The 19,953-nt window shown below is 36.6% G+C and carries 14 protein-coding genes; 12 read left to right on the top strand and 2 right to left on the bottom strand.

The genetic code is table 11. The features are described 5' to 3' along the window. Positions 1–142 precede the first annotated feature (142 nt). From ABH942_RS00165 to ABH942_RS00130, 8 genes are all read left to right on the top strand, one after another. A complete protein-coding gene (locus ABH942_RS00165; protein WP_370028799.1) occupies positions 143–535 on the top strand; it encodes a hypothetical protein in 393 nt (130 codons plus the stop codon). 175 nt (positions 536–710) lie between these two features. Continuing rightward, positions 711–1,790, top strand: coding sequence for an efflux RND transporter periplasmic adaptor subunit (locus tag ABH942_RS00160; protein WP_370028798.1), 1,080 nt, complete (start codon positions 711–713; stop codon positions 1,788–1,790). Between the two features lie 227 nt (positions 1,791–2,017). Next, the gene (locus ABH942_RS00155) at positions 2,018–5,188 is read left to right on the top strand and encodes an efflux RND transporter permease subunit (protein ID WP_370028797.1); all 3,171 of its coding nucleotides are present in this window, start codon (positions 2,018–2,020) and stop codon (positions 5,186–5,188) included. Then, the gene (locus ABH942_RS00150; protein WP_370028795.1) at positions 5,181–6,614 is read left to right on the top strand and encodes a TolC family protein; all 1,434 of its coding nucleotides are present in this window, start codon (positions 5,181–5,183) and stop codon (positions 6,612–6,614) included. The genes ABH942_RS00155 and ABH942_RS00150 overlap by 8 nt, the downstream gene beginning before the upstream one ends. Positions 6,615–6,902: 288 nt before the next feature. Next, positions 6,903–7,682 (top strand): hypothetical protein, encoded by a 780-nt coding sequence (locus tag ABH942_RS00145; protein WP_370028794.1) that lies wholly within the window; start codon positions 6,903–6,905, stop codon positions 7,680–7,682. A 200-nt stretch (positions 7,683–7,882) separates the two neighbouring features. Next, positions 7,883–9,034 (top strand): efflux RND transporter periplasmic adaptor subunit, encoded by a 1,152-nt coding sequence (locus tag ABH942_RS00140; RefSeq protein ID WP_370028792.1) that lies wholly within the window; start codon positions 7,883–7,885, stop codon positions 9,032–9,034. A gap of 6 nt (positions 9,035–9,040) precedes the next feature. Further along, positions 9,041–12,190 carry an efflux RND transporter permease subunit gene (locus ABH942_RS00135; protein ID WP_370028790.1) on the top strand — a complete coding sequence of 1,050 codons (3,150 nt, stop codon included), beginning with the start codon at positions 9,041–9,043 and terminating at the stop codon, positions 12,188–12,190. A 20-nt stretch (positions 12,191–12,210) separates the two neighbouring features. Next, positions 12,211–13,599 (top strand): TolC family protein, encoded by a 1,389-nt coding sequence (locus ABH942_RS00130; RefSeq protein WP_370028788.1) that lies wholly within the window; start codon positions 12,211–12,213, stop codon positions 13,597–13,599. A gap of 66 nt (positions 13,600–13,665) precedes the next feature. Here ABH942_RS00130 and ABH942_RS00125 read toward each other — a convergent pair whose 3' ends face one another. Further along, on the bottom strand, positions 13,666–15,825 hold the full coding sequence (locus ABH942_RS00125; RefSeq protein ID WP_370028786.1) for a tetratricopeptide repeat protein: 2,160 nt from the start codon (positions 15,823–15,825) through the stop codon (positions 13,666–13,668). A 256-nt stretch (positions 15,826–16,081) separates the two neighbouring features. On the opposite strand from ABH942_RS00125, the gene ABH942_RS00120 reads away from it, so the two are divergent. The 4 genes from ABH942_RS00120 to ABH942_RS00105 all read left to right on the top strand — a co-directional run bounded on the left by ABH942_RS00120 (position 16,082) and on the right by ABH942_RS00105 (position 18,550). Further along, on the top strand, positions 16,082–16,876 hold the full coding sequence (locus ABH942_RS00120; protein ID WP_370028784.1) for a hypothetical protein: 795 nt from the start codon (positions 16,082–16,084) through the stop codon (positions 16,874–16,876). Positions 16,877–16,952: 76 nt separating this feature from the next. Continuing rightward, entirely contained in the window at positions 16,953–17,813 is an 861-nt protein-coding gene (locus tag ABH942_RS00115) for a WG repeat-containing protein (protein WP_370028782.1), read from the top strand. A gap of 62 nt (positions 17,814–17,875) precedes the next feature. Then, positions 17,876–18,157, top strand: coding sequence for a hypothetical protein (locus ABH942_RS00110; RefSeq protein ID WP_370028780.1), 282 nt, complete (start codon positions 17,876–17,878; stop codon positions 18,155–18,157). Positions 18,158–18,313: 156 nt separating this feature from the next. Beyond that, a complete protein-coding gene (locus ABH942_RS00105) occupies positions 18,314–18,550 on the top strand; it encodes a hypothetical protein (RefSeq protein WP_370028778.1) in 237 nt (78 codons plus the stop codon). 118 nt (positions 18,551–18,668) lie between these two features. Here the strand turns inward: ABH942_RS00105 and ABH942_RS00100 are convergent, their stop codons facing one another. Continuing rightward, positions 18,669–19,862: a retropepsin-like aspartic protease gene (locus tag ABH942_RS00100; RefSeq protein WP_370028776.1), complete on the bottom strand. Its 1,194-nt coding sequence runs from the start codon at positions 19,860–19,862 to the stop codon at positions 18,669–18,671. Positions 19,863–19,953: the final 91 nt, after the last annotated feature.

Below are 19,953 nucleotides of genomic sequence, written 5' to 3'. Positions count from 1 at the left end.
ACTTTTTATGTATTGGTTTAGAATAAATTACACTGAAAAAAACATTTTTGGAATCAATGATAACGTTTTCGAAACATTTACTTGTTAAAGCGTAGTGAAAATTCTTTTTTTGTTTCAATACTTTGTTTACTTTTGGCGACAAATGAAAAAGCTATTTGCATTACTCGTATATGTCTCTTTACTTCTGTTAAGCGGAGGGCAATACCTTAATGCAGCTACGCAACCAACTTCTCATTCGTCTTCCCATAGTTTCCAGAAAAAACATAGGGTAAAATTTACCAATCAGGACACAAGCAACACTTTAATCGAAGATGCTGACTTAGATCTTGATGAAGGTCATCCCGGCGGAGATGATCTCAAAGACGGAATTTGGAATAAACTTTTCATAGGAAATTATAGCTTATCTGATAACTGGTACCAGACTATCTACTGTCAACCTATTTTGGGCAGTTATCAAAAGAATTTTAAAACCTTCGCGCCATTTTGTGGCCAGTCAAATCCTATTTACATTACCCATAGGGTATTACGTATTTGATTAACTCGAATATATCGGTTGCCTAAAGTGTGATCATTATATTTTGTAGTTGTTATTTAACTCACTTCTTCATATATGGCTGTTCATGCGTAACTATGGTTACTGATGTTTTATTACACCTAACGGAATCATCGCATTCCAAGCATTCAATCGCTTAATTTCCATTTTTCACCTAATGAAGAAAATCATCCTAACAGGCATTATTGCCTTGTTGTGCCTTGCTAGTTGCACAACTAAAAAAGTAGAAAAAGAAGAAGCCGATAAATTTACAGTTACCAGCCCTGTAAAAATCGACACTACTTTTACTAAAGAATATGTATCGCAGATCAGATCGGTACGTAACATTGAGATCCGCGCTCAGGAAAAAGGATTCTTACAAAACATTTATGTTGATGAAGGCCAATTCGTAAAAGCAGGACAATTGCTATTTAAAATTATGCCTAAAATGTATGAGGCAGAATTACTTAAAGCGCAAGCAGAACAAAAATCGACCGAAATAGAATTACAGAATACTAAAATTTTAGCAGATAAAAACGTAGTTTCAAAGAACGAACTGGCCGCAGCCCAAGCAAAGCTTCAGGCAGCAAAGGCAGAAGTATCGTTAGCAAAACTTCACTTATCATTCACAGAAATCAGAGCTCCGTTTGACGGAACAATTGACCGTATCCCATTAAAATTAGGAAGCCTTATTGACGAAGGCGAATTACTGACTACTCTTTCAGACAATAGCCAGATGTTTGCGTATTTCAACGTATCTGAACCGGAATACCTGCAATACCAAACTAACGTGAAAGACCGTGCAGAAACCAAAGTAAATTTGATTTTAGCCGATGGTCAGCCGTTTAAATTCAAAGGAGACGTAGAAGTAATCGAAAGTGAATTCAATAACGAAACAGGAAATATTGCTTTCAGGGCACGATTCCCAAATTCGACCAAACTCCTAAGAAATGGTGAGACAGGACAAGTTCAAATGCTTGTACCTCTTAAAAATGCAATTGTAATTCCACAAAAAGCTACGTATGAAATTCAGGATAAAAAATATGTTTTTGTTGTAGGCAAAAATAACGTACTGAGCTCAAAAGAAATCACTATTGGTGGTGAAATGCCAGACTTATATGTAGTCAATAACGGCATTAACGAAAATGATAAAATCTTATTGGATGGTGTCCAGAAAGTAAAAGACGATGATAAGATCGCTTACGGATATGTGGCTCCTAAAAAGGTAATGAGTAATCTACGATTAAAAGCGGAATAAACAGATTAGTTTATAGTTGACAGTTTTTAGTTGATAGAGGATAATCGATAGTTGATAATCGATAGTGGATAGTTTTTAGTCTTTAGTTGACAATTGATAGTGGAAAGTTATTAGTCTGTCCATCTGTCATCTATTCTCTATTGTCCAAAAATCCAAAATCCAAAATCAGAAATCCAAAATCTGCCATCTGAAATCCATCTTCTTTAATCATTAAAAAATCAAAGTAAATGTTTAATAAATTTATACAAAGACCTGTATTGTCGATAGTAATATCGCTTATAATTGTCTTTTTAGGAGCCTTGTCAGTCTTGAACCTGCCAGTGACTCAATTCCCTTCGATATCGCCACCAAAAGTAAATATAACAGCAGATTATCCGGGTTCTAACGGTGAACTTATGATCAAATCTGTAATTATTCCTTTGGAAAGAGCCCTAAACGGTGTTCCTGGAATGAAATACATGACCTCTGATGCCGGTAACGACGGAGAAGCAAGTATTCAGGTAGTATTTAACCTGGGTACAGACCCGAACCTTGCAGCTGTAAACGTTCAAAACCGTGTAGCTTCTGTAGTAAACAAACTGCCGCCATTGGTAGTTAGAGAAGGAGTTAAGATTACGCGTGAAGAATCGAGCATGCTGATGTATGTGAACCTTTATAGTAACGATAAAAATACCGACCAGAAGTTCTTATACAACTTTGCTGATATTAATATCCTGTCAGAACTTAAAAGGGTAAATGGTGTTGGTGTTGCCGATATTTTAGGAACCCGTGAATATGCTATGAGAATCTGGTTAAAACCAGATCGAATGCTGGCTTACAAAATTTCTGCCGATGAAGTTATGGAGGCCTTATCAAGCCAGAGTTTGGAAGCCTCGCCAGGAAAAACAGGTGAAAGTTCCGGAAAAAGATCTCAGGCGTTTGAATATGTACTAAAATATTCTGGTCGTTTCACAACTAAAGAACAATACGGAAACGTAGTCTTACGATCTAACCCAAATGGCGAACTGCTACGACTAAAAGATGTGGCCGATATTGAATTGGGAAGCTCGATGTATGATATCTATTCCAACCTAAACGGAAAACCATCTGCGGCAATCGTATTAAAACAATCGTACGGAAGTAACGCGAGCCAGGTTATTAAAGACGTTAAGGCTAAATTAGAAGAGATCAAGAAAAGCTCTTTCCCAAAAGGAATGAACTATGAAATCAGTTATGACGTTTCTAAATTCCTGGATGCTTCTATTGAAAAAGTAATTCACACCTTGGTTGAAGCCTTTATACTGGTAGGTATAGTGGTGTTTATCTTCTTAGGTGACTGGAGGTCGACGGTTATTCCGGCAATAGCGGTACCGGTTTCTCTTATCGGAACGTTTGTTTTCATGCAGTTCTTCGGAATTACCCTAAACCTTATTACATTATTCGCTTTAGTACTGGCAATTGGTGTCGTCGTCGATGATGCCATTGTGGTCATCGAGGCCGTCCATGCCAAGATGGAAGAAGAACATCTCTCGGCACTGAAGGCGACTAAAAAAGCGATGCATGAAATTGCGGGAGCTATTATCGCGATTACGTTCCTGATGGCAGCGGTATTTATTCCGGTAGCTTTTATGTCAGGTCCGGTGGGTATTTTCTACCGCCAGTTCTCTATTACTATGGCAACTGCGATTATCCTTTCGGGTATTGTGGCATTGACTCTTACACCGGCGCTTTGTGCCATCATGTTGAAAAACCATCATGGACAGCCAAAAAAGAGAACTCCTGTAAAAATCTTTATCGACGGTTTCAATAAAACGTTCAACATTGCTTCTGATAAATATCAGAATGTTTTGGGGAAAATTGTAAACAGAAGAACCGTAACTTTTATCGCATTGCTTGGTTTCTGTGCCGGAACCTGGTTAATAAGCAGCTCGGTTCCTTCAGGATTTATTCCAAATGAGGATCAGGGAATGTTTTATGCCATTATCCAGACGCCTCCGGGATCTTCATTGGAAAGAACAAACAATGTTGCAGAAAGGCTACAGAAAATGGCAGAGAAGGTAGAAGGCGTTCAATCCGTATCAGCTTTGGCAGGATATGAAATCCTTACAGAAGGTACGGGTGCTAACTCAGGAACCTGTTTGATTAACCTTAAAGATTGGAGCGAAAGAAAACAGTCTGTACAGGAAATAATGGAAGAATTGGAAGAAAAAGCAAAAGAAATTCCAGGTGCAAATATCGAATTCTTCCAGCCGCCAGCCGTTCCGGGTTATGGAGCTGCAGGTGGATTTGAACTTCGTCTGTTAGATAAAACAGGATCGGGCGACTATAAGAAAATGGAAACCGTTACTCAGGATTTTGTAAAAGAATTGAACAAACGTCCTGAACTTTCTTCTGTATTTAGTTTTTATAGTGCGAGTTTCCCTCAGTTCATGCTAAAAGTAGACAACGACCTGGCACAGCAAAAAGGAGTTTCTATTGAAAATGCAATGAACACATTGTCTACACTTGTTGGTAGTAACTACGAAATCAGCTTTATTAAATACGGATTCAACTATAAAGTAATCGTACAGGCAGCGCCACAATACAGAGCCTTGCCAGATGATATTTTAAAACTGTATGTCAAAAATAATAAAGATGAAATGGTGCCTTATTCTGCTTTTATGAAAATGGAAAAAGTATATGGACTATCTGAAATCACAAGACATAATATGTACACTTCTGCTGAAATCAGTGGTGCTGCTGCTGAGGGTTACAGTAGCGGTACGGCGATTAAGGCTATTAAAGAAGTAGCCGAGAAAAAACTGCCAAGAGGTTATGGAATTGACTGGGCTGGTATTTCTGCCGATGAAGTGGCGCAAGGAAATCAGGCAATTTGGGTTTTCCTTATCTGTTTAGGTTTCGTTTATCTGGTATTAGCTGCACAATATGAAAGTTTTATCCTGCCATTGTCGGTTATCTTTTCGCTTCCGGCTGGTATTTTTGGAGCTTTCCTATTGCTGAAAATTATGGGACTTGAAAACAACATTTATGCTCAGGTTGCTATGGTAATGTTGATTGGTCTGCTTGGTAAAAATGCCGTGTTGATTGTCGAATTTGCCATTCAAAGGCATGCCGCCGGTAAGTCGGTTTTAGAAGCGGCTATGGAAGGAGCAAAAGCGAGATTCCGTCCTATTTTGATGACTTCGTTTGCCTTTATCGCAGGTTTGATTCCGCTGGTTTTTGCAACCGGTCCTGGAAAAATAGGTAACAGAACCATTGGTACTGCAGCAGCAGGAGGGATGCTTCTGGGAACCATTTGTGGTGTATTTGTGATACCTGGATTGTATTACATATTTGCCCGAATAGCCGAAAAGCACAAATTGGTGAAAAATGAAGAAGAGAACCCATTAACAGAAGAAATTGATAACAATCATGTTTAAATCCAAAATATACCAATATAGTATTGTCGTAGCGCTTTGCCTTGCCGTAATTGGCTGTAAGGCGCCACAGACAATAGCTGAGACTCCAAGCAAGCCTGTTCCGGAATCTTTCGGAACCAGCAAGGATACGACCAATATGTCGACTATTAAATGGAATCAGTTCTTTAAGGATCAGAATCTTGTAGAACTGATTGATACGGCATTGAAAAACAACCAGGAATTGAATATTACTTTACAGGAAATCGAAATTGCTAAAAACGATGTTCGTGTTAAAAAAGGATTATTGTTGCCAACAGTTGGACTTCGTGCCGGAGCCGGACTTGAAAAAGTGGGAAGATACACAAGCCAGGGTGCTGGTGATGCTTCAACCCAAATCAAACCGGGCGTTGAAACGCCAGATCCATTGCCAGATTATACGATTGGTGCTTATGCCAACTGGGAAGTTGATATTTGGAAAAAACTGCGCAATTCTAAAAAAGCGGCAGTAAACAGATATTTGGCTACCGTCGAAGGTAAGAACTTTGTAATTACAAATCTTATCGCTGAAGTAGCCGATTCGTATTATGAATTGTTGGCTTTAGACAGCCAATTGGATATTGTAAAACAAACAATTGAATTGCAATCCAATGCATTGGAGATTGTAAAAATCCAAAAACAGGCCGCAAGAGCAACAGAATTGGCGGTTCAGAAGTTTCAAGCTGAAGTGTTGACTTCAAAAAGTTTGGAATTTGAGATCCTTCAAAAAATCAAGGAAACGGAGAATAAGATCAACTTTTTGTTGGCGCGCTATCCACAGGAAATCAAAAGAGACAAAACCAATTTTACTGACTTGCTGCCAGCTACTGTAAATTCAGGTATCCCATCACAATTGTTGTCCAATCGTCCGGATATCAAACAGGCAGAATTAGAATTGGTTGCCGCTAAATTGGATGTAAAAGTTGCGCGTGCTGAGTTTTATCCGTCACTTGATATTTCAGCAGCATTTGGCGTGCGTGCATTCAAACCGGCATATCTGTTTACATTCCCGGAATCGCTTTTGTATTCTGTGGCAGGCGATTTAGCAGCACCGCTGATTAACAGAAATGCCATCAAAGCAGAATTTAAAAGTGCCAATGCAAGACAACTTCAGGCATTGTACAATTATGACCGTACGGTTTTAAATGCGTATTTGGAAGTTTCTAACCAGCTTTCTAAAATTGATAACCTTCAAAAAGGCTACGATTTAAAATCGCAACAGGTAGATGCTTTAAACAGATCTATTGATATTTCAAATGATTTGTTTAAATCGGCTAGAGTTGATTATTTCGAGGTATTGATGACCCAAAGAGATGCTTTGGAATCGAAACTCGAATTGATAGAAACCAAAAAAGAACAACTGAACGCTGTAGTTCATGTATATAAAGATTTAGGAGGAGGCTGGAAATAGGTTGATTTGTTAGGTTGATTGAAGAACTAGTTGAGGAGTATATTATTCCTTGGCTAGTTTTTTTTTGCTGTAAAAAGAAAAGACGCTAAGAATCCTTCATAAAATAATTTTCTAGTTAATTATGTAAGTTTATTTTTATAAATTTGATTGTAAACCAATGTAAATCAGTAATTGTTGGTTTCTGTGTTACGATGAAAATGCCAGCCCTGATTACCATTTTCACAGTGACTAAACAAACAATTATTCGGAATAAGTAAAAACACAATTGAAACTAAAAAGAACAAGAAGATGAATTATTACGAAGAACTTAAGCCTGCAAAAAGTCCAAATCTGCAACCATTAGAAGAATTGTTAGATAAAGTGCATCTGTCAAAAGAACTTGATACTAAGTATTACAGTACGAAAGTTGAAAATAATATAGAAAGATTAGTTTTTCGTATGGGTACCGGCAATATAAATATAGTGCCAACGGTGAGACTGGTTAGTTGTGTGAAAAAAGGTAAAAGAAAAGATTCGTATCAGTCATTTGTAATAGAAACTAAAGAAAAATCAACAGGGATTGCCGTTGTATTGATGAAATCAGAAGATAATGAAGTTTTCCATTGTAACATAAGGATACTGCCCCTAAATAACCTTAATGATATAGCTGAAGTGGAAGCTGATTCAAAACTGCTTACCGTAAATCTGGAAAAATCTAAAATTGTTTTAAAAACCGATATCACTATCTCACAATCCGAAACAGGACAAGCACTATATTCAGTTCATGATGTTGATGTAAGCAAGATTTCTGATCTTGTTACAGAAGCCGAGGTAGTAGGGTTAAGCAATGAATTAAAATATATCGGAGCCAGGCTGGTAGCCCATTATTTTCAGAATGTCATGAATTTTTTTAATCATGATGGAAAGCACACTTCAGTATTACCATCAGACAAGTTAAAAGAACTGTTATTGGCAAACGTCATGGCGGGTTGTATCGTTATTGAATTGGTAGGGTCGAGTGTCATTCAGGATTTAAATAAGGATTGGAAGGCCGCACAATCATTTACAGCTTATCTATTAGATTATTAATAATCTTGTTATAGTTTGTAGTACGATGTTGTTGTTTATTTAGTAATTTTTTTAAATGAATTGTTTTTCGTTATTATTTTAAAATCATATCTGTTAAATTCTTATTTTTATAATAGAAATCCTTAAAAGGTTTTTATTCATAAAATGACTGGAAAATTCTAATTTTCTATTTGGTTCCATTTTAATATAAACACAGTACTATGATAAAAAATACACTTATTCTTTTTATTTCAGTAGTATTATTTTCCTGCAGTCAAAAAAAAACACCGCCAAAAGAAAATTCCATACAAAGTTATCAGGTATTGATGCTGGCTCCAAGACAAGTTACTGTTTTTAATGACTTTCCGGCATCTATACAAGGACAGGATGTAGTAGAAATCAAACCGATGGTTTCAGGCTATCTTCAGGATATTTATGTACCTGAGGGAGCTGCCGTTACTAAAGGACAACTATTATTCCGTATCAAGAATCCGCAATATGAGCAGGATATCGTTACCGCTAAAGGAGCTATAAAAATTGCAGAGGCTAATGTCAATACGGCCCGCATGAATGTTGAAAAAGCAAAACCTTTGGTAGAACAGGAAATTGTGAGCAAATATCAGCTGAGTGCAGCTTTATATACGCTAGAGTCTCAACAGGCAGCTTTATCACAAGCCAAAGCGAACCTTGCTAATGCAATGACTAATCAGGGATATACTTATATACGTAGTCCGCAAAATGGCACTATTGGTCTTATTCCGTATAAGATAGGAGCATTAGTGAGCAGTACCGCTACCGATCCATTAACAACGTTGTCTAATACCACTAATGTATTTGCCTATTTTTCTCTTAGTGAAAAGCAGTTGCTGGATTTTATGAATAAAATGAAAGGAAATACAACTGCCGAAAAACTAAACAATATGCCAATGGTAACCCTGGTATTGGCAGACGGGACGGTATATCCGGAAAAAGGCAAATTGGAAACAGCCAGTGGAGGTATAGATACCCGTACGGGAACAGCAACATTTAAAGCGATATTCAATAATAAATTAGGTCTTATCCAAAATGGAGCAAGTGCTACGATTAGGATTCCAATCAATTTAGATAGTGCTTTATTAGTACCGCAGACAGCAATTTATCAAATGCAGGATAAGTCATTTGTTTATCAGGTGATGGACGGAAATAGAGTAATGAGTGCTATGGTAGCAACCTCGCCAACAGACGATGGTAATTTTGTCGTAATTAAGAATGGAGTTAAAGCAGGTGACAAACTTCTTCTAAATGGATTGAATATTGCGGATAGCACCGTGATAAAGCCTCTGCCCGCTGATCCAACGGCTATTTACAGCACTATGAAAACCAAATCTAACTAAGCGGATATGCTGAAACTATTCATAAGAAGACCGGTATTGAGTACAGTGATTTCCGTAATCATTGTTGTACTGGGTATTTTAGGAGTGAGCAGTCTGCCCGTGGCACAATATCCTGATATTGCACCGCCAACGATTCAGGTATCGGCTTCTTATCCTGGAGCTAATACGACAACTTTGATCAATAGTGTGATTTTTCCTCTTGAGCAGCAAATTAACGGAGTGGAAGGAATGACCTATATGACTTCTTCGGCAAGCAACACAGGTTCTGCCAGTATTAGTGTATATTTTTCAGTTGGAGTAGATCCTAACCAGGCAGCAGTAGACGTACAGAACAGAATAAGCACCGTATTATCCAAACTTCCTCTGGCAGTAACCCAATCAGGAGTAACTGTTAGAAAACAACAGAGTAGTAATGTACTGATTGTTGGACTTTACAGCGACCGTCCACAATACGACCAGAAATTTTTACAGAATTATAGCGCCATAAATCTTGTTCCGCAACTTCAGAGAGCGAAAGGAGTAGGTGGAGCTACTATATTTGGCGGAGCAATGACTTATGCAATGCGCATCTGGCTGCAACCCGATAAAATGGCTGCCTATGGATTGATTCCTTCTGATGTTACTACCGCTTTAAATGCACAAAATTTTAATGCTGCTCCAGGTAAGATTGGCGATAATATGGATCAGGCATTCCAGTATGATATTACCTATTCCGGTACATTAACTTCACCGGAACAATTCCAAAATGTTATTGTCAAATCAATAGGAACCGGACAATACCTTTACCTGAAAGACATTGCACGTATTGATCTGGGAACTCAGACTTATACAAGTGCTACGGCTATTAATGGAAAGCCGGCCGTAGCAATTGCTATCAGCCAAACTCCGGGTTCCAATGCACAGCAGGTTATTGTAGGAGCCCAAAAAATAATGGCAGATGCTTCAAAAAGTTTCCCATCAGGTATTAAAATGATGGAATTGGTTAATATCAATAATTTCCTGAGCGAAAGTATTACTAAAGTACTCCATACTCTGGTTGAATGTTTTTTATTGGTATTTCTTGTAATTCTTATTTTTTTACAAGATGTACGTTCCACCATTATTCACGGAGTTTCGGTTCCGGTATCTATTATAGGGACTTTTTTCTTCTTATATCTATTCGGATATAGCCTTAATCTTCTTACGTTATTTGCTTTGGTATTAGCAATTGGTATTGTTGTAGACGATGCCGTGGTGGTCGTAGAAGCAGTACATAGTAAGCTGGAAAAAGGATATACTTCTCCACGTAAGGCTGCAATTGATGCTATGGGAGAAATTGCCCCTGCTATTGTTTCTATTACTCTTGTAATGGCTTCTGTATTTCTTCCGGTAACTTTCCTGGGAGGATCAGCGGGAGTATTTTACAAACAGTTTGGAATTACATTAGCTGTTGCCATAATGATTTCGGCCGTGAATGCTCTGACTTTAAGTCCTGCTTTGGCTGCCATGTTTTTAAGGCCAAAACATGAAGAAGAGAAGGATAAAAAAAGTTTCTTACAGAGAATAAAAAATGGTTTCAATTCCAATTACGAAAAACTGATTAATAAATATACAACTGCCGTATCCTTTCTGATAAAAAGAAAATCACTGGTTGTCGTTTTTGTTTTACTTTTTAGCGGACTCTTTTATTTTGCGATTAAAAGTACGGCTTCAAGTTTTGTACCGGCTGAGGATATGGGTACAATTTTCGTAAATGTAACACTGCCGGCGGCAGCTTCAAAAGAAAGGGTTCAGGTTATAAATAATCAGATTGACAGTATTGCCCATACTATTCCACAGGTACAGGCGTCAATGACAACGTTGGGACAAAATCAATTAGGAGGGAGTGGAAGCTCTTATGGAATGCTTATTTTACGTCTTATTCCCTGGAATGACCGCCCTGGTATTACAGATATGGATGTAATTCAACAACTTACACAGAAAACAAAAAACATACGCGGTGCTTCTATCAATTTTATGCGACAGCCTACAATCAGCGGTTTTGGTACCAGCGGAGGATTTACATTTCAAATTGAAGACAGGGGAGGACATACGATTGGTGAATTTTATAAGGTGGCACAAAATTTCCTGGCAGCACTCAATAAAAGGAAAGAAATCCAATACGCAGCTACCGCATTTGATCCAAATTTTCCGCAATATGAAGTAGATGTCAATACGGCTAAGTGTGAAGACAACGGGATACATCCTTCAGATATCCTCAACTTGATGAGCGTTTATTATGGAAGTTCCTATGTGAGTAATTTCACAGAGTTTGGACAACAGTATCAGGTTATTCTCCAGGCTGATAATCCTTATAGAGGCACTATCGACCAACTAAATAATATCAAAATCCGTACCAGCAGCGGAGTCATGAGCCCTATTTCAGAATACATTACAATGAAAAAGGTATACGGACCTTCCTCTATATCCAGATTTAATATGTACAATGCCATTTCAGTGAGCGGTTCACCAAATCCGGATTATAGTACGGGCCAGTCTATGGAAGCGATAAATGAAACGGCAGCTCAGCTTCTTCCTCCCGGTTATAGCTTTGAATATAGCGGTATCAGTAAAGAAGAACAAAGTTCCGGTTCTCAGGCAGCTATCGTATTCTTGTTAAGCCTTTGTTTTGTTTACCTATTGCTAAGTGCTCTATATGAAAGCTATATTCTTCCGTTTGCAGTAATTTTTTCATTGCCGGTGGGACTGAGCGGCATATTCGTCTTCGCAAAACTGTTTGGAATAGATAATAATATTTATGTACAGATTTGTATGATCATGCTTATAGGACTTTTAGCCAAAAATGCTATTTTGATGGTAGAATTTTCTTTAGAAAAAAGAAATGAAGGAATGGGACTTTTTGAAAGCGCACTCGCAGGAGCTAAAATCAGAATCCGACCTATATTAATGACTTCCCTGGCTTTTATTTTTGGTTTAATGCCCTTAATGTTTTCTTCTGGAGTAGGTGCGAATGGCAATAAATCTATTGGTATAGGATCTATTGGAGGAATGCTTTTTGGAACCCTACTCGGAATATTTGTGATACCCGGATTGTACGTGATTTTCCAGGGATTGCAAGAGAAAATAAAGTCTAATAAATACGATGGAAACGACGAGTTGATTGTTGAAGATAAATGATAATCTTACATTGGAAAGGCATGACAGAATTGAGAAAAAAATATAAGTTTATTTTATATGGTGCAGCTTTTTCAGCATTGTTTTATAGTTGCGATATTACCAAACCGTATGTGAACAAGCAGTCTGTTCCGGATAATTTATATGGAAATCAGGTAACGGAATCCGAAACCAATATGGCTACACTTTCCTGGAAAGAAATTTTTAAAGATCCTTTACTACAGGAATTAATTAGCGAGGGAATTAATAATAACCTGGATTTAAAAATAGCGGCGGCCAATTTACAGGCGGCGGAAGCAAATTTTGTACAGAGCAAACAGGCGTTTTTGCCTTCGCTTTCAGGAAGCGCCTCGGCAGGTGCGTATCATCCTTCCGATAAGCAGGCTCCTAATAAGGAAATATATCAGTTGTATGCACTTTCATCATGGCAGGTCGACATTTGGGGAAAACTTAGGAGCACTAAAAGATCAATGTATGCCAGTTATCTGGCTAGTGAGGCTTATAAACAGGCAGTGCAGACCGAACTTGTTGCCAATATAGCAATAACCTATTATCAGCTGCTTGCTTATGATGAACAATTGAATATTGTCCAGCAGTCATTAGAAGTATATTCCAAGGATGCAGCAACAATGAAGGTACTGAAAGATAGTGATGTAGTTACCGGTGCGGCTGTTGTACAAAGTGCAGCCAATTATTATGCGGTAAAATCTACAGTACCGGATATAAAAAATAATATTCACCTAACAGAAAACACCATGTCTTTATTGTTAGGCAGAACACCAGGCCCTATTAAACGAGATTCGCTTTTTAATCAACAAACCTATAGCGAATTATCAATCGGACTTCCGGTACAGCTTCTTGCCAATAGACCCGATGTAAAACAGGCAGAACTGCAACTTAGAAGTTATTTTGAACAGGTAAATATTGCCAGGACATCTTTTTATCCTGCCATTACAATAACAGGCGAAGCCGGTTTATATTCAACGCAATTAAAATCTTTTTTTAGTGAAGGTAATTTTCTCGCTAATATTGTGGGAGGCTTAACACAGCCCATTTTTAATAATGGCCTTAACAAGCAAAAGTTAAAAATAGCGCAGGCCAATTATGAGGCTGCCGAATACAATTATAGTAAAGTACTGCTCACAGCCGGACAAGAAGTATTTAATGCACTGTATCAGTACCAAATGGTAGAAGAAAAAATGCCTGACCGAATGGAACAAATTGCCAATCTTGAAAAGGCTGTCCACTTTACAAAAGAATTATTAAAATATACCAGCGATACGAATTATACCGATGTTCTTACTTCAGAACAGAGTCTTTTAAGTGCCAGACAAAGTGCTATTACAGATAAGTTACAGCAACTACAGGCGGTAGTAAATCTTTATGCCGCTTTGGGAGGAGGATGGAAATAACTATTGAGAGTTTTACACCAAAAAACATCCCATTTGTACTTTTTATGCTCCTAAAACAATAAGTGTTTAACTTTCATAGATATAAGGAACCTCAAAAGCAACTTTGGCTCCTTCGATACTTCCATCAGAAGCGATAACATTGTTAGTTTGTACCACAAAATCTTTGTTTTTAGTATAGAATGTCAAACGTTCTTTGGTGATGGTCATGGCCAGTGATTTGTGGTTGCTGATTTTCTCATCTGTACCAAATCCTTTACCGTTATCGGTCACTTCAAAATAGAGTTTTTCTTCTTTCAGATAGTAATGGACATCAATTTTTCCGTTTTCTGTAGTATTGCTTAACCCGTGTTTAATGGCGTTTTCAATATAGGGCTGTGCCAACATAGGCGGTAAAAATATGGATTCGGTATCCATGCTTTCTTCTATACGGATATTGAAAACGAATTTGTTTTCATACAAAAGTTGCTGTATGGTAAGATAGTTCTCAAGCATCTCAACTTCTTCAGCCAATGAAATATAATTCTGATTTGAGTGTTCAAGGATTTGTCGGGTTAGTTTAGAAAATTTGCCCAAATAATTTACCGCTTCATCATTTTGTCTGTTATTAATCAAACTCCTGATGTTTTGTATGGAATTGAATATAAAATGCGGGTTCATTTGTGTAATCAGTAACTTCTGTTCCAACAGCAGCTGTTGGTTCTGCATTTTTACTCGTCTGATTTTTAATAAGGCAACTAAGAAGCCCAAAACAATCAAAAGGCCTATAAAACCGGCAATCAGCCACTTTTTTTGCAATTGAGAAACGGCTACCGTTTTCTTTAAGGTGTTTACGCTTTTCTTTGCCGTAGTTAAGGTGTCTTTATAGGCATATTCGTATTTTATTTCCGCCAGTTTATCAAATGTTTCTTTTTTGTACAGGCTGTCGTTCAGTTCTTTATGCTCTTGTCCGCTCTCATAAGCCAACTTATATTCTTTTAGAGCATAATAGATTTTTGAAAATAAAAGGGAGTAATCCGTTTGGAGGCTCAGGAGTTTGAGTTCATTAGCAATATCACTACCTTCTTTCGCAAACTGCATTGCTTTGTCATATTCTTTTTTTGCAAAATAAATCCTGCCCATATTCAAATAACTGTTAGACAGTTCCCGCTGAGCTCCGATCTGCTTGTATGTTTTTATTGCTTTTTCATAATGACGGAGCGATTCATCGTAGTTTTCAGTCATAAAGTAATAAGCACCTATATTGTTATTGAAAAAAGCGACGGCAAAGGTTTCATTTGCTTCCTGGCTTAGTTTTAATCCTTTCTTAAATATAGCTAAGGCTTTAGGATTTTTTTCCGTCATAAGGATAATACCGATGTTGCTTAAGCAACCCATAACCTGTTTTTCTTTTTTTAGCTTTTCAAAGATGGCTAATGATTTATATAAATAAGAAAGAGCGACTTTATTATTCTCCATTTCCTGATACATCGTACCAATGTTGTTTAAATTGGAAGCAATGCTATATTCATCATTAAATTGTTTGCTGATCTCTATGGATTTATTATAATACTCTAAAGCAAGAGTGGGTTGGTTTTGCTGTTTATAAAGATTTGCCAAATTGATATAAGTAATAGCAAGCCCTTTTCGATCTCCTAACTTTTCATCAATCACTATTGTTTTTTTATAATAGTCAAGGCTTTTGTCATAATCTCCCTGAGTGTTATGAATCATGGCAATAATCATCAAAGCGTTTGAGGCCACTTTTAATTTACCGGATTGCTCACTAAGTTCTGTGGCAGTTTTAAGATATTCCAAGGCTTTTGGATAATCGGTAAGATCGTAATAAGCCATACCAATGTTCAAATTACAATTGGCGACACTCACCTTAATCTTTAAATCCTCATAAACCTCCATGGAATTCTTAAAATAACTAATAGCAGTTTGATAATCTCCTTTTCCTGAATAGGTTCTACCCGACATCAGTAAGCTATAGGCTTTTCCTTTTTTATACTGTAAGGATTCAGAGAGCTGTTCCGATTCTTTATATAGCTGTAATGCTTTATCAGCATCACTCCTCATTATTTTAAGAGCTGCTGCATTTAATAATTTAACCCTTATGGTATCTTTTTTTGTATAGGTCTGTAAGCTGTCTACTGCTTTGTTTTGTGAAAAACCATTGGATAGGTTGGCTAAAAAGAGTATAAGAAAAATTCGCTTTAGGAATTGAGAAGATTTGGTAGTAAACATCAGTAAGGTGGTAGTTTGTTTTGGTTTGTTACGCTTTTAGAAAATCAAAAATAGGATAATTTTTGAAGTAAACTCACTAAACTATCAACAAGTACCATTTTATTTATTATTTCATTATTACCATAATTGAAAATACAATAACTCAGATAAAATAGTATCGATTAATAAATAATTTATGAATATATAATTCTGTAGAAAAAATCTTTCATTTAGTCATTCAAACCTTTTTTTCTCTACATTTGGAAAAACCAACCCAATGAATACCCTAAAAATCAAAGACTATATATTCCCCATCGATACTGAGAAATCGTTCATAAAAGAATACAACCAAGAAGATTTAGAACCCGTTTGTACCGTTTGGGATATTTGGGTACAAAGTGATGAAGCTCCTTTTATAGAAGGAAATCATAGCGGGAATATCCGTTGCGAGCAGATGATGGCTACGCAGGGCAATTTGCAATCACTTGTAGGGAAAACAATCCATATAAAAGACGCCTATGATTATGTGACCGATGAAGATCTGTTTACCTTTTACATGTTTAGACACAACGGTATCAAGGACAATGAAATCACATTCGAAAAAATCGAAAACAACAAAGTTGATGTACACTGGAAAGGCATAATTGAAGAATTGGGTTTTGAAGGCGAATACAATACCAATGTGCCTTTTGAACTTTCCTGCGTATTGGAAATTAAACAAATGGTGGATAACAAAGACTATAAATCGCCATCTACCGAAGTGCTAAGGCTTATCGCTACCGCTAATGACGACCTTGATAACAATCAGGAACTACTTGATGCGATTATCGATATTACCGACGAATACCGATTGGACGACGAAGCCTATACTGCGATTATAAATCTTTTAAGTTCAGAATCTTTTCTCGAAACTTTTGAAGATGAAATTGACAGCCTGGAGGATTTTATTTCAAATTTCACCCATTTCAGTAACGACCGTACTACTCCTGTACCACAAAACATTTCAAAGAAAGCCCTGAAAAAGTGGCGTAAAATAGATCTGTTGGCTGAAATTATTGGAGATGATGAATAGCTATTATTTATAATGCTATGCGTCTACAAATATCTGCATACAATTATCAGCTTGTAAAACAATCGATAGTAACGAAATGATGAAATATCCAATACCCTATAGAAAAATAGACAAATGGGGCTTTTCAGATGCTGAGAAGTCGATACTTATTGACTGTATTTATGATGATGTAATCTTTCCGTTTAGCGAAGAAAATTTTGATCTGGCTCTTGTGAAAATTGCTGATAAACGCTGTTGGATCAACACAAGCGGAAAACAGATATCACCACTTGCAGACAGCGTATTCCCATTTACTAAAAAAGAAATATCAGTACTGATTATTGATGATAAAAATGTGGAAGAAAGACAATCGACAGATAATTGTTTATTTATAAATCGCTTCGGCGAAAGTGTCTTTACACTTCAGGCACTAACAGCTGATGGCTTTCAAGATGACAAGTGTATTGTTTGCTTTCCAAACCATCATTATGGAGCTGTAAATTCAAAAGGCGAAATTGTTGTTGAACCCAAATATGACGATCTTAATGCGGTTTGGAATGAAATAGGGCGACCTTATTCTGATGATAGAAACCGAAAACTTAAGAAAAATCAAGAACTGATAAAATTTGAAAAGGACAGATATTTTGGATTTAAAGACAGGGATGGAAATGTGATTTTTAAGGCCAATTATTTTTCTGCCAGCGAGTTTGACGAAGGAACATCCATGGTTGCGAAAAATTCCAAAGCATTTTATCATATTGATAGTAGCGGGCAAAGATTGTACAACAAAGAATACTACTTCGGATTTAATTATGAATATGATATTGCAAAAGTAGTAACCGACATGCCGGACGTTAATCCATTTGTTCATGAACGATGGGGAGTTGACTACTATATTCCGGGAAATTCAAAATGGGGATATATTGATAAAAAAGGACAAGAATTTTGGGAAGACTAAAATAGTATGGAGAAAATAAAACAATTTATAGAACAATTATTAAGATAGAAAATAATTCTCTAATGAAAATACAATGCCCCAAATGCCTCCCAAAAGAAGGAATCGAATGCCCGGATTTTAGTACCTCAGAAAAAGACAAACTGTCTGAAATGGTAAAAAACAATCCTATGAAGGGCATGATGTATCTAAGAGAACAGCATATGCTCAGTCTTCATGATGCAAAATATATTGTATTGCATATAAACGAAAAAACGGGACATTGCAATCGTTGCAATTTTGATAATTTGAAAGGAGAGTATATAAACTGTCCTAAATGTAGAGCCTTTAATTTTAACTGGATGTAAGCCACAAGAAAACATATAGAGAAATAAATGAAAATAAACAACACACACTAAGACCTGAAAGTGTCATTTATGAATGCAATGATTTTGAAAAACAAAAAGTTATAGAAGTTGTTTACAAAGAGTATCAATAGTATGAATAAAAAGTAATTGTTTATAATGAACACTAAGAAACTAATAGAAAAAAAAGATTGGCATTATTATGTTTATGAAGAAAACAATAGTATCACATTATCTGTTCCCATTCCTAAACCAACTCCGGGATTTGACATTCTGTATACGTTAAACGAATCTGAAAAGGAAAAATATGTAAGTACAGGAATTAAATCCCTTAAAAACAGGATAGAAGATATGAAAATAAACTTTTTAAATTATGAAATGAATTCCTGGAGATAGGGAGTTATTTATTTAATATGGAGAAGTGGAAGATCTATGATAGTTAATATAAAAAACCAACCTCTAATGGGTTGGTTTTTGTTTTCATATTATTTACAAAAGAAAGAAGCTGATAAACTTATTTTTTAACCAGCTCTACGTTTTTAATTTCACCGGTTTTTATGTCTTTCAGCACCATTATGGCGGTATCCGTCTGAGGTTTTCTATTCAATTTGAATGATTCGCAGGGATTCATATCTGAAAAATCAAATTCCCCAAATTGTAGTATTTCATCTCCTTCATTAATTCTGTCATTCAATGCAGCATCCCAGACTATACCAACAACAAATTTATCGTCTTTGATTACAGGTTGCACAGGCCAGTTCTTTTCGGCCAAATCTATTGCTCCATCCTGGTAAGGATTGAAATAGAGTTGCCTGCCCGGATAATCAACTACAACATCTCCATACGATAGTATTTTGCTTCCTATTCTTGATTTGGTGTCGCTGGTAGTTGTTGCGGTAATATTTTTAAAGCTAACTCCTGCAAAATTTAGTTCGGGCATCGATAGCATGAAATGTTCTTTTTGACTTTCAACACCATGTATGCCTAGTGAAAAGGCTCCCTTAGCTTGATATACTACAGAAAAAAGATCAAGCTTTTGAGACAAAGCATTTTCGTAAACGGCTAATGACAAATCATATAGCCCAACCATTCCAGAATCGAACAAGATGGTTTCACTTGCGTCAATATTATTATTTTTTATGCCAATCTTTAAGTAAGGATTACTTTGTGTTTTGTCCTTTAATAAATGGGCACTTTTCTTTTTATCGGTACTAAAGTTTTTCAGTTTATCCGTAAAACTAACCGTCTTATCCTTATATGAAAATTTCACTATACTATTACGCATCATGTTACTACCAATAAATCCGTCAATTCCAAGGCATTCTAAAAAGAAACTGCTATCGGTAACCACAGCAGGGACATCAGTAAAGGTAATATCGCCTACCTGAACAGGTGGCAGTGTTACGAGCTTCATATTCTGTCTGAGGTTGCTGGAATCGCCAACATCCAGCCCATTATTATCCGATTGTAGTCCCAATTCATTATACAGTTCCTGCGAAATGGCACTCAGAGCTCCGGTATCGACAATAAAATTATAGGTCTTGCCTTTAATAACAGTTTGTATGATTACCAGGCCGTTAATATCCTCGTAAGGCACGCTAACATTATAATTCTTTTGGACAACCTTGCCCTTATTAAAGGTTTTAATAGTTTGGGCAGTAGATACATTAAGGCACAAAAGTGCAGAAAAGAGGTAAAGGAGCTTCATAAAGTAATTGTTTAGATGAATACTCGATTACACAATCTGTGCCAAAATTTAATGTTTCTAAAATATTAGTATTTTCTTACGTATTCAACAT

This window comes from Flavobacterium sp. 28YEA47A (assembly GCF_041262125.1).
Taxonomy (GTDB): Bacteria; Bacteroidota; Bacteroidia; order Flavobacteriales; family Flavobacteriaceae; genus Flavobacterium.
Note: the sequence above shows the minus strand (reverse complement) of the source record. Positions and strands in the feature narration are given on the sequence as shown.

What these genes read in the sequence shown, in the direction of transcription:
- ABH942_RS00135 (WP_370028790.1), top strand. Translation starts at nt 9,041, where the DNA reads ATGCTGAAACTATTCATAAGAAGACCGGTATTGAGTACAGTGATTTCC.
- ABH942_RS00115 (WP_370028782.1), top strand. Translation starts at nt 16,953, where the DNA reads ATGATGAAATATCCAATACCCTATAGAAAAATAGACAAATGGGGCTTT.
- ABH942_RS00145 (WP_370028794.1), top strand. Translation starts at nt 6,903, where the DNA reads ATGAATTATTACGAAGAACTTAAGCCTGCAAAAAGTCCAAATCTGCAA.
- ABH942_RS00100 (WP_370028776.1), bottom strand. Translation starts at nt 19,862, where the DNA reads ATGAAGCTCCTTTACCTCTTTTCTGCACTTTTGTGCCTTAATGTATCT.
- ABH942_RS00125 (WP_370028786.1), bottom strand. Translation starts at nt 15,825, where the DNA reads ATGTTTACTACCAAATCTTCTCAATTCCTAAAGCGAATTTTTCTTATA.
- ABH942_RS00165 (WP_370028799.1), top strand. Translation starts at nt 143, where the DNA reads ATGAAAAAGCTATTTGCATTACTCGTATATGTCTCTTTACTTCTGTTA.
- ABH942_RS00155 (WP_370028797.1), top strand. Translation starts at nt 2,018, where the DNA reads ATGTTTAATAAATTTATACAAAGACCTGTATTGTCGATAGTAATATCG.
- ABH942_RS00105 (WP_370028778.1), top strand. Translation starts at nt 18,314, where the DNA reads ATGAACACTAAGAAACTAATAGAAAAAAAAGATTGGCATTATTATGTT.
- ABH942_RS00110 (WP_370028780.1), top strand. Translation starts at nt 17,876, where the DNA reads ATGAAAATACAATGCCCCAAATGCCTCCCAAAAGAAGGAATCGAATGC.
- ABH942_RS00120 (WP_370028784.1), top strand. Translation starts at nt 16,082, where the DNA reads ATGAATACCCTAAAAATCAAAGACTATATATTCCCCATCGATACTGAG.
- ABH942_RS00140 (WP_370028792.1), top strand. Translation starts at nt 7,883, where the DNA reads ATGATAAAAAATACACTTATTCTTTTTATTTCAGTAGTATTATTTTCC.
- ABH942_RS00130 (WP_370028788.1), top strand. Translation starts at nt 12,211, where the DNA reads ATGACAGAATTGAGAAAAAAATATAAGTTTATTTTATATGGTGCAGCT.
- ABH942_RS00150 (WP_370028795.1), top strand. Translation starts at nt 5,181, where the DNA reads ATGTTTAAATCCAAAATATACCAATATAGTATTGTCGTAGCGCTTTGC.
- ABH942_RS00160 (WP_370028798.1), top strand. Translation starts at nt 711, where the DNA reads ATGAAGAAAATCATCCTAACAGGCATTATTGCCTTGTTGTGCCTTGCT.